Consider the following 16653-nt stretch of genomic DNA (forward strand, 5'->3'; position numbering starts at 1 on the left):
TCATTTTCGAGAGACCTCGACCTCTATCCCGGCAACGACGCGCCAACCACCTCTACACCCTCATCTGTGAAGAGCCCCATTGACCCGCCAAGGCCCTCGGTGAGGGTTTCGCGGGTAAGGCGATTGGCCCGCAAGACAGCGGGCCGAAACACCGCTTTGTAGAACGTCTGGTGGCTCAGCATTTGCGACCAGTCGAGCTGTATGCGCTGCGTTGCTTCTGCCACCGAAAGCGCGGCCAAGGCGATTGCCTGGCGCTCGGCCTTTTGCGCAGCCGTCAACGGCTTGCCGTCTTCTGTGCCCGGTGCGCGCTTTCCGGTCGGCTTAACCCGCGTGAGCGTCACAGCGCAGAACAGCGGCGCTGTGGGCTCATTACGGCGCGGGTGAACGGCCAGGTAATCCCGTAGCAACTCCGCTGATGTCTTGCGCAGCGGCACCCGGCGCAGACTGCGTTTGGTCTTGGTCGTGTCGTAGGCCATCAGCTCGCCCGAATTCTCTACGGTTCGCCGAACGTTGAGCCAGACCGTGCCGCCAGGATTGACCGGCCATTCGATGTCTTGGATTTGCAGACCGGCCAGCTCGGCAGCGCGCAGACCAGACCACGCGGCCAGGTGCACCATGACAGCGCACGGCCAGGGGGTCGCGTCCACCAACGCGGCTACCTCATTTGGCGCTAGGAATTGGTCGGGGTCATCGACCACACCGGGATTGCTATTGCTCACGGTGCGCTCTGTCGGGAGCTTGACGTGATCGGCGGGGTTGCCGAGCAATCGCCCATCGGCTACGGCCTGGTCGAGCACCGCTTTCACCACGAAAAAGTGGTGCCGGATCGTGCTCACTGACTTGCCCGCCTTGGCCATGTCGGCAACCCAGCGGTCCAGATCGGTGCGCGTGATCGTATTGGCAGCCTGATCACCGAACGTCGCGGCAATCGAGAGCCCTGCGGTACTGACCAGCGAATTGGTCTCGGCGTCGATTGTCTTGTGAGCGCGGGTTTTGGTGGCCAACAGGTTCGCGTACCCGCGCCGTGTGCGGGGTTTCAGATCGTGGCGACCGGCCAGCCACTCGGCAGCAACCACGCCAAACGATTCGCTACCGAGCTTGCGCAGACTCACCGGGGATTTCCCCTGCATCACAAGGGTTTCCGCATCGCGTGCAGCGTCTAGAGCGGCCTTTTTGCTACTGAATGTCCCGGCGCTGCGCTCGCTGCCATCGCTCTCGCAATACATGGCGGTATGCCGGTTGCCCTTGGCGGATTTCCGCGTGATCGCACGTGCCATGGTCAGCGCTCCAATTCCGTTGTGTCGCTTCGTGTTTCATTGTTCGAATCCTGTTGCACCGCAGTATCTTTCGCTTCACCAAGCACGCGGTAGACCGTCGCACGGCTAACGCCCAGAGCGTCAGCGATCACCGGCACCGGCTCGCCCGATTCCCGCATCCGTTGTGCCAGTTGCGATTTAGACGCACTGAGCGCTTTGGGTCGGCCCACACTCAAACCTCGCGCTCGGCGCGCTGCGCTACTCGCTGCCTTGCGCTCGCGAATCAGCTCTAGCTCAAGCTCGGCCAGGCTTGCGAGCACACCGGCAATCATGCGACCGGTTGCGTTGCCGGTGTCGATTCCCTCGCGAATGGACCGCAGCACAATGCCGCGCTCGGTCAGCTCGCGAATCGTGGTCATTACCTCGGCAGCGTCACGGCCCAACCGGTCGATACCGGTCACCACGATCACGTCACCGGTTCGGGCGTAGTCCAGTAGCGCGTCCATCCCTGGCCGCTGTGCGCGCCGTAGAGCGCCGGAAAGCTGGTCTGAGTAGACACGGGTCGGTTCGACACCCGCAGCACTCAGAGCGTCAGTCTGCGCGTCTAGTGACTGGTGGCCGGTGCTCACGCGGGCGTACCCGATCACCTGGCCCGTCGTCGTGGTCTCTGTCATGCCCCGAATCTATCTCAAAATGGCGCAACTGACTAGTTCTGCGAATCCCTTTTGAAACAGGTTGTGAGACACAGTCACCAGGCATTTCGTGGCCAAATTGGGGCACAGTGCAACCCGTCTCAGTTCCAAGGATTTGCGACGGGTTGCCCCGCACTTGCGCTCTATCCCCGGTTCAAGCTTTGCCTATACAAACGGTTGGCCTCGGCGGCGTACTCCAATGCCTGTTCGGTGTTCATATAGCCACCGTTCGGCAGCATGTACGTCGGTGCGCAATTGCCCATTGATTCTCTACGGCCCGTTTGGCTCTCGGCGGCGTAGTCGGCCTGGCCGTGGTCGTCTCGCTCGCCCTGGCCTGCGCTGGCCGGGTACTCGGCGTCGTCTACCAGCTCGGCATCAATGACCAGCTCGCCGGTTGGGGTCTCTCCCAGAACGCGAACACCGGTCGGCTCGCTCGGTGGCCCGCCAGGTGAGTCAGCGCTTTCCAGCTCGGTGTAACCGGCAGGCAATTGGCCTGCGCGTTCATCCTTGGTTTGGCGACGGAAATCCTCACGCGAACCGCTCTCGATTTCGGAAAGCATTGCCTCAAAAGGCTTTAGCGTGACCTCAAGTTGTTTCTGTTCGGTAATGCCTGCGCGGTCCAAAGCGCTGTTAATCGCTTGCAATTGAACGTAACTCGGTGTCTTGCCGGTTTCGTTGTCGGCCAAGTCCAGCAGATTTTTGGCCATGCGATCCGCTGCGGCCTCAAGCCTGCGCCGCGCCGCGTTAATTGCCTGCGGGCTCGCTCCACCGTGCAACCGGCACACGTCCTGGCCAATCGCGGGAGCCTGACCGCACTGATTTCCCTGGCGATTTCGTGCCTTGCATCGCCTTTTTGGTGGCTGGCGTTTGGCGTGGGGTTGAGGCAATTTCGACCCGGTTTCGGCCTCGGGGGTCGTCATGGGGTCGGTACCGTCATGGGGTCGCTTGTCACTCATGGCTATTTCCTTTCCCAAATCAGCCGGCCATCTTGGTCGGCCTCACTCTTGTTTGCGTCAACTAAAATCAGCTGCTCATCTTCGGCGTCCCAGCCGAATTCGATGTTTCCGGCCTCCCACAGCTCCAAAACGCTTGCCGCTGTGTATAGCTCGCCCACAGCCGCTACCGCGATGTTGAGCTCATCGCTACCGATAGCGCCACCAGAGCACTTGACCAGCTCGGCCACCAATTGCGTTGTCTTGGCACGGCCTAACGGCCAGTCGCCACTGTCGATTTCGCTTACTGATTGCGTCATCCCGCTATCTCCTGTTCCGTGACCAATTGCGTTTCTGTTCTGCGTTGTTCGCTGCGCCGTTGACTGCGTTCGTTATCCAGACGCATTCGCTCCCGGTCGGCATCGGTCACCACACTGATTGCGCCACCCTTAACCCCTAGGCCAGCCGCTTGTATGTACGTGGCGTTCTCCCGTCTCAAATCGTGCTTGCCACGACCGTCGGTCAGCTCCCAATCGGTATCAAAAGCCAAGCGTTGCAACAGCGCTGGCCATGCCGTCTGCGTGAAATCCAATTCAGGACACCGCGCCAGCTCGGCCAGTGTCGTCAACAGCTCTGTATAGGTCGCCACTGCGCCAGTCCCCACCACAACCGATTTCCCTTGCGCTGAGTCGTAACCCGCCAGAGCGCGCAACACATCTGGATTCTTGGCGCGCAATCCACAGTTGTCGTGAAACGCGCGCCATCGCCTGATTCCTCCCAGTCCCGGCACCACAGTCAGGAAACCCTCATCGCCGGTAATCAATCCCGTGCACCCATCGCACACAATTGCCAGCTCGCCTGGCTTAATCGCTAGCTTTTTGCGTTTGGGCATCTAGTCGCCTCCCTTCACTGATTCCGTATTCAATTGGTTTTTCTCCATACCTAGCCAGGGCGGGAGGTGATCCATGTTCCTAGATCAGCTCCATGGTGGGCCAAGTGCGAAAATGCCGTCTGACCTGCATTGATCTAGGTGATCCAATGTGCCATGTATAAACCTCAGTCGCCTATATACATATGTGGTGTATCTCTATCTTTTTCTTCTTACTTAATAGGTCAAAAAGGAACATAGATCACTTAGATCAGTGCAGGTCAGATGGTATTTTCCACCTAGATCGCTACCTGGATCAACCCGGATCATCGCCCTTGTCTCTGGATCATCTGACCGGACCCGATGCCACAATTCGCGAGTGTTTAGGAATCAACGCGATTCCCTGGTATCCCCAAGTTGGTTTGCCATTAATCCGAGGGCGATACTTCCGAACTTTCCCATTGAAAGCCGCGAATAACGCCTTACCCATTGCTACGTCGCTGCCGGGGTTGTGTCCGTGCCGCTCGCACCAGGTTGAATACGCTGCGAAAAGCTCAATGCCGCTCGCAAACAGACTTGGATCTGGTAAATCGTCGGCAGACACCGTGCACATTTCGTCAGCGAATCGGACAATCGGCGCGGCGATGTCGGCCAGGAATTCGCCCAGAACATCGCCGCTGGCGGCGTGTGTGAATCGACCATGCAGATTCAGCCGATCGAGCCCTTCGAGCGCCCACAGCAGAATCGACGGCAGTTCGCCAAGCAACGCCTTGGCCAAGGTCGTATCCTCATGCCCGGCAAACGATTTGGTCATCCGTAGCCACAGCATTCTGGCCGCGACCGCGCGCGAATTATCTGGCAGCGTTGGGATTTCGTTGCTCATCAACATCAGTCGCGTAGGCAGTCGGCCCGTCCACGCCTGGCGATACTTTTGACCGACTGTTACCTCATCCTCGCCGGTGATTTTCAATATCGTTTCCACGAAAGCCTTGCCGTTCACCGTTACCCGGTCGTCGGAGAACACAGCCAGCGACTTACCTACCATCGGCTCTAGACCGAACTCGCCTTGAAGCGACTTCGATGATGCGCCAATGTAATTGGCCTTGCCGACCAGCGCGGCCAGCACCTTGTCTATGGTTCCCTTTCCGCTGCGCGTCGGCCCGATGATGGCCAGTAGCTTTTGCATATCTGTGCGACCACTGAGCACGTATCCGAACCATTCCTGTAGCAGGGCAACAGCTTCGGCGTCATCGGGCCACACTGACGCAAGGAACCCCAGCCAGCGAACCGGCTTCGGCGCGTTCGTGTCGTAGTCGAATGGCAGCGCTGACGTATTGAAATATGTTGGTGTGCAATCAATTAACTCTCGGCCGGCGATCTTGACCAGGCCGTTTCGGCACGCAATCACCTGCACAGCTCGACCGTCGAGCCAGCACGGTGCGTCAACCTCATTCGCCAGCGAAACAACACCTTTGAGCGCGTCAATCGCCTTGTCTAGCTTGCCCTTGTCGGGGTTCCACGGCATGAGGGTCGGCACACCCTGCACCCGTTTGACGTACTGCACTTTGGCCAGCAATTGATACAGGTCGCCCCGCAGCGCTTCCTCGGTAATCTCTGGCCAGCTCGACCCGTCCCACGGATACCAACCGCCGCGCCAACGCTTGACCGGGCTCCCTCCCGCCTCGGCAAGCTCGGCAATCCGTTCGGCCACCAATAGCGGCGTTTCCGGCGCTGGCCACACGTTGCGGTCTAGGCGTCGTCGGGTCTCGCCGGGGTCGGCCAATTCGGCCTGAGCCGCAGCCCAGCACGCCATCCGGTCAAACTCGCCATTGCTTACCGATTCCGGCTTGACCGCTTCGAACGCTGCGCGCAGTTCGTTGTATGCGCTCTGTGCGGGGTAGCACTCGGCTATTGCCTCGCGAAACGCCCACACCAACGCCTTGCAAGCCGATTCGTGGCGGGATGCACCGGCAGCGGTATCGGTGGTGAAAGCGGTCAGCTGACCTTTGAGCGCATACCCGCGATTGTCTGCGGTGTGCGCGGCCAGGAACTCGCGCAGTTCGTCCACAGATTTCGGGTCGGCGTACTCATCCCCCGGCAGAGATTTGGTGAGCAGATCGCGCAGCACGCCAGGCAGCTCGGGAACCTCACCCACGGTCTCCCAGCGGTAGAAACCACCCTCATCGGCTTTCTCATGGACGCTCGGCGCGACGATGATCACGCCATTGCGTCCGCGAACCTCGCCGTAGCGCATGAAACCACCGGCAGCGTTTGAGTACGCATTCGGCTCGCACGCGAACACGTAGTGACCGCGCACCGACTCGCCAAGGCGCGACCGCTGGACCATGCCGGTTTGCAGACCGCCCCACAACGACGCAGGTATCCCGTCCGCGCTGCTCTGGTCCAGATCGAATACCACGGCACCGGACTTGCCGACGTGTGCAGCGATACCGGCATCAGGGTGCTTGGCCCACCATTGCCGAATTTGGTCGGGATTGCGGCTGCTCAACTCGGCCCACTTCCCGACAATTGAGCCGGGATTCTTCGACTTGACCGCAACAGGTACCACGTACCAACCGGCGTCGGCATAGGCCAAGGCGGCTGGTAGCGGTTCCATGCCATTCACATCAGGAATAGTCAAGCGCGGCAACTCATCTGATTCCGTCCAGGAATCGTCAGGTATCGGCCCGTCATGTGCCAGACCGTTGCAACCGATTTCGCGCGTCGTCTCGTCCGTCACCAAAATCAAAGGTGCGCCGAGCTTTCGGCGTTTCGTCGCGAATTTCGCTGCGTGTTCTGACCCGGTGTTGTCGGAGTCAGCGGGTACACTCATGTCATTCCTTCTGTTGGGGATACGGTCCCGTTGGGTTGGCGACACCCAGCGGGACCACTCTTTTGTCGTCTCGGCGTTCTAGCGTGGTCTGTCGAATTTACCGGCGCGATGGCGAATCACTCAGCTAGCCAAGATGTTTCGTCCGCCGTCGTGTCTGGCTAGTGCACAGCCCACAACTGCCAGGCGGTCAGCTTGTGACGAACTGACTAGCCAAGTCGGCGTGTTGCGCTACAACGGTTTTCGTTCTCCGGGGCTAGACTGACCAGGGAAATTGAGTGGCCAATGCCCCAAGGTGTTTCGATCCTGCACGGGCCGATCTGCGCGCGCTCCATCAGGACGGCCATGCACTCGGAGCAATAGCGCAGGATCACCAGGTGCTCACCGTGAGCGATTGGCCACACAGACCGGCGTGACTGCGCAGTCATCGAGTCGTGCAATTGACCACCACCAACGAACAGTCTTAGATCACAGCCCTTTTCGTCGCGTGCGTACGTCAGTGCCTCGGCTGTGATGGCTGGCAGCGTTGCCGACCCGAAAGCGTAATGGCGTTCGATGGCATCAACGGTCACGGCGGGAATCAGCTTGCCGGTAGCACCGTCGCACCGTGCGGACTGCACAACCCGATTGCGTCGGAATAGCACCACAGGCACCGCAGTCGGAGGGTCGGGGCAATAGTCGGGCGCAACGGTGCAGCCCATCGGCATTGAGTCGTCGTCAACCATTGCGCCATGGGGCAAATCGTCGCTCGGGTCGCTGGCGAAAACCGCTCGGGCATCGGTGGCCAGTCGCTCGACCAGCTCGCGCACGACCGGCAAGGCCCACGGAATCATTGCCAGGTGGTACCCGTTAGCTTCGGCGTAATTCTCTGTGAAATCAGTGATTTCGGAGACGACGGCGCTGTGGCGCTCCGCTGCGGAATCCCTGGCGGGGTCGGCAAGGTCGAGCACCGCGATGTGCTCGACTGCGGTCATTGCGTCAGTCATGTTGAAACCCATAGTGATTACTCGCTTTCGTTCTGTCGGGTAGTCGCGATCAATAGATCTAGGCGTTCAACGATGGCCCAGAGCGCAAGATTCGTTTCTGCCAAACACTTTTCGGTCTGCGTTTCGCAGGATGAAAAGCTGTCCTCTGATATGTCTGGAACGGGAATCATTGCTACACACCAACCTTGGCGCGCCGTGGCGCAGTGGTGCTGCTGTTGAGAATCACGTAGTCATACAGCGCGCGGTCGGAGTAGTGGCGACGACCGGCGATTAAATGCATAGTGAGTGAACGGTTTTCGGTATCACGCTCGATTGTGTGGCGAGAGACCTCAAACCCCCACAGTGCCGTAATGCGTTGTGCGGCAGCGTTAGAACCTGCGTTGTTCGGAATCTCCGAGTAGGTAAGGCGTGCGGCTCGCTCTTCCTCGGTGTAGTCACAATACTGGCGCGGCGGCGGTTTCGGCTTGCGACCAGCATTTGATTTCTTGACTTGCGTACGAGACATGCTGTGCTCCAAGTGAATTGACTGGCGATTGAGCGCAGTGCACCGAAATCGCCGAAATATGGTGGCGTGGGGGCGATTGCCGAGTGCGGGGCTTCTGCCTGGAATCGTCGCGGGCACTTGCCAATTGGAGCGACTGACACTGACTCTAGCGATGTCCGCAGCTAACCGCAAGTATCCGCGTCAATCCGTTTGGTGTCGCCGCAGTGGCCGCGCTGACCTGCGAATATCCTGGCTAGTAGCCAACCGCCGGCCAAACAGCGCAAAATCGTGCAGCAAACGAATTCGGCCGGTGAAATCACCGCCAGCGACACAAGATTTCTGTTTCACAATAGATCGCACATCAAACGAATTGACCGGCTAAGTCGGTCCCGGTGACACGAAAATCGCGGTGCCCCGCTATGGGGTCAGGGAGGAGCGGAACACGCGAAATCGGGCCAGCATTGGGTATATGAAACGAGTAAGGGGTACCACCTGGCGGACACGTCAACACCAGGTAGTACCTCGCAAATATCGGCCAAGACAAGTCAATTGGTACCGATACCGCTCTAGCTCGCGAATGTCGTGGCCGGTCTGCCTGCGGTGGTTTTCCCCACGCACATCGCAATGTGTGGCCGGGAGGGCCATTGCGATTTCGCTCGCTCTCTCAGCACCGGGCGCAAGGCTCTGTTTCCGATGGCTCAGTCACGATTACCGCACGTGATCCGATGCTGTGCTCGCCGGTGCTCCCCCGGCGAAATCTGTGTGGCCACGATGGGCCGGTGGTTGCCGGTTGGCCCGAACAAATCCACTGAGTACGCAGCGGTGATTTGAAGCGTCGGGCCAACCGGCATGGTCGCCCGCCAAGCGGTTTCAACGGTTCGACGCAATTTACTAGCGCCTCGGCGGGTGACCAGGTTCTCTATTCAGTTGGAAAATCGCTGTGGCCGTGAGTCGTAGGCCGTGGCCTACTTTTCTTGAAACGGCCAGACTTGGCGCGCTTACGGCGTTTCCCCTTTTTGGTGGTCATTGGGGTCAGTCCTCTCGGTCTACGCCAGGTAGCGATTGGCTCGCGGCCTTGCCGTGATGGGTGAGCGGGTTCATTCCTGGCCGCAACGTAAACTCAGCGCCTGAGTTTTCTTGCTGCATTTCGCGCTGTGCGTAGTCATCGCGCCACAGGGGCGACCAGCCACCGAAAGGTGCGGGCATGTCGATTACGCCGGGAACGTTGGAGCGGCGTAACTCGCGTTGGCCGTGATCTGGATGGCGACAGCTGCGGACCGGTTGCGCACACCCACACCGAACGATTGCGTAAAAAATGCGTCCTGTAGCGGGTACCGGCCAGCACCGGCAATCATCTTGATTCCCTGGTATGCCGTGTCTGGGTGCTGACGGTAACCCAACACGTTGTTCGGGCTGTTCTGGCCAGCACTGGCGACCACGAGCACGTATCCCGCTGGGATCAATTCGGTAGGAATGATCCACGCATCGCCATAGCTGCCAGTGATCCGCAGGCCGTCCAGATCAGCCGGTGCGGTCGCGCCGACAATCGTTTTCGTCGTGAGGTACGGCGGGGCATCGGCGCTCGGGATGAAATCGAACTTGGCAACCGGACCACCGGGCCGGGACTCGGCACCGGATTGCCAGCCAGCGATTTTGTCGGTCTCGGTGGCATTGGCGAACACCAGAATTCGCGAGCCAGCACGACGACCGTAGCCCTTGACCGTGATCGCGCTGATTGCGTCCTCAATGTCGGCACTGTCGAGCACAGCGTTTCCGCTCGCCCAGTAGTGGCTAGTGGTATCGGGGAACGTCTTACCCAAATGAGGCAATGGGGCAAGGCCATCGGTGCCATTCCACAAGCCAAATACGCGGTTGTTCTCGGGGCTCGACCCCTCGGCTGGCGTCATAATTCGCTTGAGCACCTGGCGCGCCTCATTGCGATTAAAAGCCTCGACAATCGAGTCGGTTACGTGGTCGATCTGCTGGCGATTTGCATCGCGCAGGAATCGCCAGGTGTAGCGCGTCGCAATGTCGTAATCCTTGAACGTATAACCGACCACCAGCGCAGAACCGGGCCGCGCGGCTTTTGGCTCACCGAATTCAGACGCTTCCTCAACTGCGATTTCCTCGACCGATTGCGGCACGGCATCAGCAGCCGCAGTCGTGACGTAAGACAGATGCGAAACGATCGCGCTGCGGTGCTGGTTGACCAGCGACAATAGATCGCGGTAGTCATTCCATAGTTGGTCAAGCGAAACGCCATCGGCGGTAGAGCGGACTAGCGCATGGATATCGTCGCCAGCGGTATGCACACCGCCAGCGCCATCGCTACCGAAAATCGGGCGAATAGTAGTGGCCCAATTCGGGAGGGCAATTCCGGCCATTTCAAGCGAGCGCATAAACTGAATTCCTTGTCTAAATCATGGCCCGCCGTGGCCGTTGTGTAGTTGGTGCCCGTGACTATACGCGCAATTTGTCACCTGACGGAATGGCGCGCGGCGATTGTGTCCGAATTCAATGGCTATTCCATATCAATAGGTTGAATAACCGCATTCAATCAGGCGAGAATCAGCGCAATTTCGGCCAGGTGTCGGGCGGGCGTGTCTGACCGCCCCTCGGCAGCGGTGTCGGCCAGGGCGGTGCAGTCGCCTCGCCAGACGGTCGCGGCGTGTCCGGCTAGCCAGCGGCGCTGTGTCGCGGCGGCGACCAGCAAACAGGCTCCCAGCGCAGGGCCATTCGCTCGATGTTCGGATTTCGTTCGTTGCTATTGGTGCGGATTACCGCCGGTTGGTTGGTGGATAGCTAACCGGTATCGAGCGGATACCTAGCGGGTTCAGTTGTGCCACAGTTGATTTGGTGGCGAACCGCATCGCATACCCGCAGGCCACAGGCTTGCCGAAAATTAGCTGTAACAGCTTCCCAAGCTGAATACGCGGGTTCGATTCCCGTCATCGGCTCCACACACATGCAGGTCAGGGCCCTATCGCGAGTCCATCGACCAACGTCGAATCGGCCGAATCCCGTATTTTCCCCGTAAATTGGGTCAGCCAGTCCCGTTGCTAGCCCATTCGTCCAGCACAGCACTGGTATCCGGTCCCGCGGTAACCCGCTGCACGTAGTGCTTCTCGGTCGTCGCGATCTGCGCGTGTCCGAGTTGCTGCTGTGCCGCCTCCACCCCGAGCAGGTCACGCACAGCCGTGCCATTGGTCTTGCGCCCAGCGTGCAGATGGAACCAGCGGAGGTGCTCGTGCGGCTTGAGCGCCTGCCGTAGCGAGTCCGCGATGTTCGCTCGACTGAGCAGTCCACCGTTGCGATTGGTGAGCACGACGCCGTCCGTGCCGCCGTCTGGCCCCGTAACCCCGTACAGGTCGGTGAGTACCTTCACGGCGAACTTCGGCAGCGTCACAGTGTGCTCTGGCGTGTGGCCTTTCCTCCATGGCTGCCGGTGAATCGGCTTGCCCGCGATCCGGCCCGACTCCACCACCGTCCCGGTGATCGTCACGGTCGGAGGATCAGCGAGAAGGTCAACGTCCTCCCACCGGATCGCCAGCACCTCGGACGGCCGCGCTCCCGTCGCAACGAGCAGCTCGACGTAGGCCGGCAGCATCGGAGCCCGACGCGGCCCCGGCCCCTTGCGGTCGCAGAACGCCCTGACGGCGTGGCGCACCTGTTCGAACTCGATCGCGGTCAGCGCGCGCACTCGTTTGCGTTCGACCTTGGCAGTCTTGGTCTCCCGGATTGGGTTGTGCCGACAGCAATCGAACCTGACTGCGAGCCCGTACATGCCGACCAGGATGATTCGCATGTAGGTGGCGGCCGACGTCGGCAGTGCCTTGAGGTGAGCGTCGGCACGGCTGGTCGTCAGCTCCGCGATCCGCAGCGCACCGAGCTGCTCCTCGCCGTGCAGCCGCCACGCATCTCGGTAGATAGTTTCGGTCCGCTCGCCGATCCGATCCTCCGCCACCTTGACTGGGACCCACGCCTGGAACAGTTCGGAAAGCGTTGTGCAGCGGTTGATTACGCCGGTCGGTTCACCGGCTTCTAGCTCAGTTTGTATGCGCCGCTTTAGTTCTCGGCGCGCGTCCTCCGCCGACTTCCGCGACGTGGCTTCGCGCTCCCTCAGCTTGCCGTTGTGAAGTCGCACATACGTTGTGGCCGAGAAGATTTCACCACGACGTGCGTTGGTGATTTTTCCGTGCTCGCCCGGCGCGAGCCGTTGTCTAGGCATCTAGATCTTCGCCACTCCGTTCAAGCGCCGCAGCAAGCATCTTGCGCCGCTGCTCCAGCGACCGAATAGTCCCCCGATAATGCGCGGCATCGGCTTCAAGCTGCTTGCGGTACTGCGCTTCCAGCAACAGCGGAGCCTTTTCAACCCGCGCGAGTCCGTCACGCAAAGACTTCAGCTCGTCGTCAATGCCATTGATCTGGGCAGCCAGCAACAGCCGCTGATGCGCGTCGCGGTCCCGAATGCCGGTCGGTGTCAGATCCGAAGTCCCAGTGAACCATCCAACAAAGTCCTCCTGACTCATGCTTGTCCCCGGGAGTACTTCAACCGGCTGCGTCGGTCCCGTTGGCAACAAAAGTTCTAGCGGTGAGACGTCGAGCGCAGCTGCCAAGACAATCAGCTCGGCGACGCTCAGGACGCCGCCCCGGTGACCCGAGTCGAGCTTCGCGATCACCGTGGCGGGAATCCGGAACCCGAGCTGACCGGTGCGGTCGCTGATCCAACGTGCAGAGTGCGACGACCGCAACTCTTTGGCCGTCGCACCTATTCGCTTGACGAGCGATTCGGCCCATCGTTTCCCGTCATCATCAGCGTGCTGATCATCATGCGCCATGCGCAGAACTCTAGCGCGTGCACTTGCGTGCCGCGAAGTGCTTGATTACGGTTTGCGTAGTACGCATTATTCGCGACACGCAACAAGGAACGGGGTCATGGTCAACAAAAGCAACGGTGTTGAAGAGATCATGGAGCGCCTGAGCGTAAGCCGCAGAAAGGTTTTCGCGCTCTGGGCGGACGGATCGCTGGGCTGGATCAGGATTGGTCGGCGGCGATTTTCGACCGACCGCCAACTCGACGAGTTCCTGGCCAAGTTGGAGCAGGCCGCCAGCAACGGCGAGGTCGCCTGAGTTGCGGCACTACCCACAGGCTGACCACTGCGACCTCGGCCTGGTCGACGACGACAACACCCCCGACTTGACGAAAGGCCTCCCTGCAATCGAGGCCCTTCGTCCAGAACGACCGCGCAGTCTCCACGACCGCCAAAGGAAGTCCCATGCCCACGATAACGCCTGACGACGCAAACGTCTCGGCTCGCCCGAAGCTGACCGTTGTCGGCGGGAAAGCATCGCGCACGCCGCGCCCAGCCTGCCCCGCGCCTTCGCCGGTCGACCCTCTCGAGGCCGAAGCCGCAGCCTTGCCGGACGAGTTCCACCCTGAAGAGATCGACGCCGTAATCGCGCTCTTCCGCCTGATCCGTTCGAGCCGGCGGCGTGAACTCTGCACCGGAGGGGACGCCGGATAAGTGGGCCGCACCTATCCACCACGCAGGCCACATCGAAAGTCGAGGTGACGGCCCAGTGGCGCGCGCGCAAGCAGTGTTTCCCGGGAAGTTGTTCAACGATGAAGGGTTTCGCGCTTTAAGTTCGGGGCCGCAGCGTCTTTTGATGTGGCTGTGGGTTCATCCCGACCTGTCGATGGCCGGCACGATCGGCATCCATTTCAGCGAGTGGGCCTCTGCGACAGGCGATCTCGATGAACTGACGATCGTCGCGGATCTTCACACCCTGAAAGAGGCTGGCTGGATTGACCACGACCAGGGTCAGCTTTGGATCCGGCCCTTCCTGGACCTTGACGGCGCCGCGCGGGGTGGCCCTCAGAAGTACGCGTCAGTCGCACGGGCGCTCACCGGGTTGCGCTCTCAGCGATTGCGCCAGTCTGCTTATCAGCAGTTCCGGAAGTACCCCCCACCACTACGGGACATACCGTCGGACGACGACAAGGCTGCGGCGAACGCCGCGAAATGGAACACATCGGTTTCGCGAGCACTTGCCGAATTCGAGGCATCGATGCTCACTCGCGGCGTACTGGAAGACATATCCGATACCCCATCCGATATCTCTTACGCGATACCCCATCCGATACCCCCCAGTGAGCATGAGCATGTACATGAGCATGTAGTTGAGGACGACGCTGAGCCGCTTTGCACGGCATGCGGCAGCGATATCGAACCTGAGCGGCGAACCCCCGCAAGCCACCGCCACGACCTATGCATGCGGTGCTGGACCACCGAGTTCCCACAGCACGGGAAGGTGACGGCATGGTGAACGGGGAGCAGGCCTACCCGGCCTACGAAGCGACCGGCGCGTTGCACATCGCCTGCCCGAACTGCGGCGCCCAGGTAGGCGAGTACTGCGTCACTGCCGATGGCATCCGGCGCGTCCGTGACCGCCGCGTGCCGTGTGTCGCCCGCATGGCTGCGGCCGCTCGGGGCGGCAGCGCCTCTACAGCCTCGAGTCAAGGCTCGGGCGTGGCGTGGTCCCCGACGGACTGCATCGCGGCTCGGAAGCACAACTCGGGCGCTGACAGTTTCTCCGAGCCGCGCTACACGAGGGAGGACTGATGAGCGACATTTCAGACGCCGACTGGCTGCGCTATGCGGCGGCCATCGGCTGGCGGGCCGTAGGAATGGCCGCCGGTGCCTTCGAGCGTGCCGCCGGACGTGACGCTGGGCTGCGGGCCGTCGCGAGTGGCTTCGAGGCAACCGCGGCGGAGATCGGCGCGATCATGACTCGATCGGGCAGCATCGAGTGGTACTCCACGGGTTGGCCGGTCGCCTCTGTCGTCGACTTCGAAACCTGCGACTGCTCCTATGCGATGATTTGGCACCCCGACCCGCTGAACGAAATCAATAGCTACAACCCGGAACTCGCGCGCATACCCTGCCCTGGCGGCGGCGTGCACCGGCTGATCGTGCTGCTCCCAGGCATGATCGAGACCGCCACAGAGGCGGCGCCTGGTGGGTGAAGAGCGTGTCGTCGAGGTTGCCGGTGTCAGCGGGGTCATGATCTCGCGGCGGGTCGCAGCGCAGATCGTCGGTGTAGTCGACGTGCTCGAGGAGCTTCTACGCCGGCGCAGCAGCGTTCTACCGGCCTCGATCCGCGAGTTGCGGCAGGAATTGGACTACCACAGCAGGGCTCGTGCTGAGCCTCGCGTGAACGCGAGCGCGCGAATCGATGGTGAGGCGTTGCCGCACGATTCGACTGCAGTGGTATCCGTCGCAACCGCGGCCGGGCAGCTCGGCATTACGCAGGACGCAGTCCGATGGCATTGCCGGCGTGGATGTTTCGCGCGGGTGGCGTTCCGGAAGTCCGGACGTTGGTGGATACCGGAGGACGAAGTGAACGCAGTAGTAGCTGCGCGACAACAGATTTGAAGGGTGGCACCAAGTGGACGACTTGACGTACCGCGGGGATGGCAGGTATGGCCCGTCGGCCTACGAGGCCGAGGTCATTCAGCGGAAGCGGGAAGCCGCCGGGCAGTCCGCCCAGAGTCCGTCGCTGGACCAGGAACCCGACGTCAGCCCGAGCGAGCCTCGGTCGCAATCCACAACTTCAGGAGGTCAAGCCACAGTGACAATGTTTTCGGTAAAGGAGCCGGCGACGTACGCCAAGGGCGGCGGCCAGTCCTACTTCCGCGACCTGATCCGATCATCGATGCGGAGCGGGGGCCACGTCGAGGCCGACGAGCGTCTACGCCGGCACAAAACCGACGTCGCGACCGACAAGGCCTATCGCGCGCTGGATACCACTCCCGGCAACGGTGGGCATTTCGTTCCGCCCATCTATTTGGTCGACCAGTACGTGGCGCTGGCCCGCGCGTCCCGCGTCTACGCCAACCTGGCGACCAATCAGCCGCTGCCGGCCGGTACGAACTCGATCAACTTCCCCCGGATGAAGTCCGGGACGTCGGTCGGCATCCAGGCGGCGGAGAACACCGCGGTGGCGAGCGCTGATCCCGACGAGGATGAGATCGAAGCCAAGGTGCGCACCATCGCTGGTGACACCGACGTTTCGCTGCAGCTGCTGGAGCAGTCGCCCGTCAACTACGACGAGGTGATCTTTCAGGACCTGTACGCCGACTACGCGATGAAGCTGGACGTCCAGACCCTGCGTGGTACCGGTGCTGCGGGTCAGATGCTCGGCGTTCACGCGACCCCGGGCATCGGCACGGTCGCGATCACGGGCGGTGTCACCCTGGCGAAGTTCTACGCCGCGGTCGCCGACGCGATCCAGCGCGTGAACACCGGCCGCATGCAGGCCGCACAGCACATCGCCATGCACCCGCGTCGGTGGGCCTGGATGACCGGCATCCTGGACGCCAACCAGCGGCCTCTGGTCGTGCCGTCGGCGCAGAGCCCGCAGAACTCGGTCGCCGCGTTCGAGCGCGTCACGCCTGAGGGCTTCGTCGGTTCGATGCAGGGCCTGCCCATCGCGCTGGATCCGAACATCGGCACTACCTACGGCGCCGGGAGGAATTGTCAATACCTGTGGATCGGCTTGTTTCAGGCGACCTCCGTTCCAGTTGATTCGGTCGGTGCCGAGT

General features: G+C 61.2%; 17 protein-coding genes and 1 tRNA gene. 7 read left to right on the forward strand and 11 right to left on the reverse strand.

The window, feature by feature from the left end; genetic code table 11:
* Nucleotides 1-23 precede the first annotated feature (23 nt).
* The 9 genes from ACJH7A_RS28815 to ACJH7A_RS28855 form a co-directional block, all read right to left on the reverse strand.
* Nucleotides 24-1277, reverse strand: a complete 1254-nt coding sequence (locus ACJH7A_RS28815; protein ID WP_406803185.1) for a tyrosine-type recombinase/integrase — start codon at nt 1275-1277, stop codon at nt 24-26.
* Nucleotides 1278-1279: 2 nt separating this feature from the next.
* A complete protein-coding gene (locus tag ACJH7A_RS28820; RefSeq protein WP_406803186.1) occupies nt 1280-1930 on the reverse strand; it encodes a recombinase family protein in 651 nt (216 codons plus the stop codon).
* 161 nt (nt 1931-2091) lie between these two features.
* Complete coding sequence (locus ACJH7A_RS28825; RefSeq protein WP_406803187.1) at nt 2092-2904, reverse strand: HGGxSTG domain-containing protein; 813 nt, start codon at nt 2902-2904, stop codon at nt 2092-2094.
* A gap of 2 nt (nt 2905-2906) precedes the next feature.
* Complete coding sequence (locus tag ACJH7A_RS28830) at nt 2907-3200, reverse strand: hypothetical protein (RefSeq protein ID WP_406803188.1); 294 nt, start codon at nt 3198-3200, stop codon at nt 2907-2909.
* Nucleotides 3197-3772, reverse strand: a complete 576-nt coding sequence (locus ACJH7A_RS28835) for a hypothetical protein (protein WP_406803189.1) — start codon at nt 3770-3772, stop codon at nt 3197-3199. The genes ACJH7A_RS28830 and ACJH7A_RS28835 overlap by 4 nt, the downstream gene beginning before the upstream one ends.
* 322 nt (nt 3773-4094) lie before the next feature.
* The gene (locus ACJH7A_RS28840; protein ID WP_406803190.1) at nt 4095-6581 is read right to left on the reverse strand and encodes a phage/plasmid primase, P4 family; all 2487 of its coding nucleotides are present in this window, start codon (nt 6579-6581) and stop codon (nt 4095-4097) included.
* Between the two features lie 206 nt (nt 6582-6787).
* Nucleotides 6788-7576 (reverse strand): hypothetical protein, encoded by a 789-nt coding sequence (locus ACJH7A_RS28845; protein WP_406803191.1) that lies wholly within the window; start codon nt 7574-7576, stop codon nt 6788-6790.
* A 160-nt stretch (nt 7577-7736) separates the two neighbouring features.
* Nucleotides 7737-8069: a hypothetical protein gene (locus ACJH7A_RS28850; RefSeq protein WP_406803192.1), complete on the reverse strand. Its 333-nt coding sequence runs from the start codon at nt 8067-8069 to the stop codon at nt 7737-7739.
* A gap of 1190 nt (nt 8070-9259) precedes the next feature.
* The gene (locus ACJH7A_RS28855; protein ID WP_406803193.1) at nt 9260-10447 is read right to left on the reverse strand and encodes a hypothetical protein; all 1188 of its coding nucleotides are present in this window, start codon (nt 10445-10447) and stop codon (nt 9260-9262) included.
* A gap of 495 nt (nt 10448-10942) precedes the next feature.
* Between ACJH7A_RS28855 and ACJH7A_RS28860 the strand changes: the two genes are divergently transcribed.
* Nucleotides 10943-11008 (forward strand) — tRNA-Ser (locus tag ACJH7A_RS28860).
* Between the two features lie 83 nt (nt 11009-11091).
* Here ACJH7A_RS28860 and ACJH7A_RS28865 read toward each other — a convergent pair.
* Together ACJH7A_RS28865 and ACJH7A_RS28870 are read right to left on the reverse strand one after the other, a co-directional pair.
* Nucleotides 11092-12276: a tyrosine-type recombinase/integrase gene (locus tag ACJH7A_RS28865; RefSeq protein ID WP_406803194.1), complete on the reverse strand. Its 1185-nt coding sequence runs from the start codon at nt 12274-12276 to the stop codon at nt 11092-11094.
* Nucleotides 12269-12886 carry a hypothetical protein gene (locus tag ACJH7A_RS28870; protein ID WP_212808087.1) on the reverse strand — a complete coding sequence of 206 codons (618 nt, stop codon included), beginning with the start codon at nt 12884-12886 and terminating at the stop codon, nt 12269-12271. The genes ACJH7A_RS28865 and ACJH7A_RS28870 overlap by 8 nt, the downstream gene beginning before the upstream one ends.
* Before the next feature lie 97 nt (nt 12887-12983).
* Here ACJH7A_RS28870 and ACJH7A_RS28875 point away from each other — a divergent pair, with 97 nt between their 5' ends.
* The 6 genes from ACJH7A_RS28875 to ACJH7A_RS28900 form a co-directional block, all read left to right on the forward strand.
* Nucleotides 12984-13178 (forward strand): hypothetical protein, encoded by a 195-nt coding sequence (locus tag ACJH7A_RS28875; protein ID WP_212814997.1) that lies wholly within the window; start codon nt 12984-12986, stop codon nt 13176-13178.
* A gap of 146 nt (nt 13179-13324) precedes the next feature.
* Nucleotides 13325-13573 (forward strand): hypothetical protein, encoded by a 249-nt coding sequence (locus ACJH7A_RS28880; RefSeq protein ID WP_406803195.1) that lies wholly within the window; start codon nt 13325-13327, stop codon nt 13571-13573.
* Between the two features lie 55 nt (nt 13574-13628).
* Nucleotides 13629-14375, forward strand: coding sequence for a hypothetical protein (locus ACJH7A_RS28885; RefSeq protein ID WP_212808086.1), 747 nt, complete (start codon nt 13629-13631; stop codon nt 14373-14375).
* Nucleotides 14369-14671, forward strand: a complete 303-nt coding sequence (locus ACJH7A_RS28890) for a hypothetical protein (RefSeq protein ID WP_406803196.1) — start codon at nt 14369-14371, stop codon at nt 14669-14671. Before ACJH7A_RS28885 ends, ACJH7A_RS28890 begins: the two co-directional genes overlap by 7 nt.
* Entirely contained in the window at nt 14671-15075 is a 405-nt protein-coding gene (locus ACJH7A_RS28895; RefSeq protein WP_212808085.1) for a hypothetical protein, read from the forward strand. Before ACJH7A_RS28890 ends, ACJH7A_RS28895 begins: the two co-directional genes overlap by 1 nt.
* Nucleotides 15076-15686: 611 nt before the next feature.
* The coding region (locus ACJH7A_RS28900) for a phage major capsid protein (RefSeq protein ID WP_406803197.1) at nt 15687-16653 on the forward strand (967 nt) is incomplete at its 3' end.

Source organism: Mycobacterium sp. SMC-17, from assembly GCF_045310915.1.
Lineage (GTDB): Bacteria > Actinomycetota > Actinomycetes > Mycobacteriales > Mycobacteriaceae > Mycobacterium.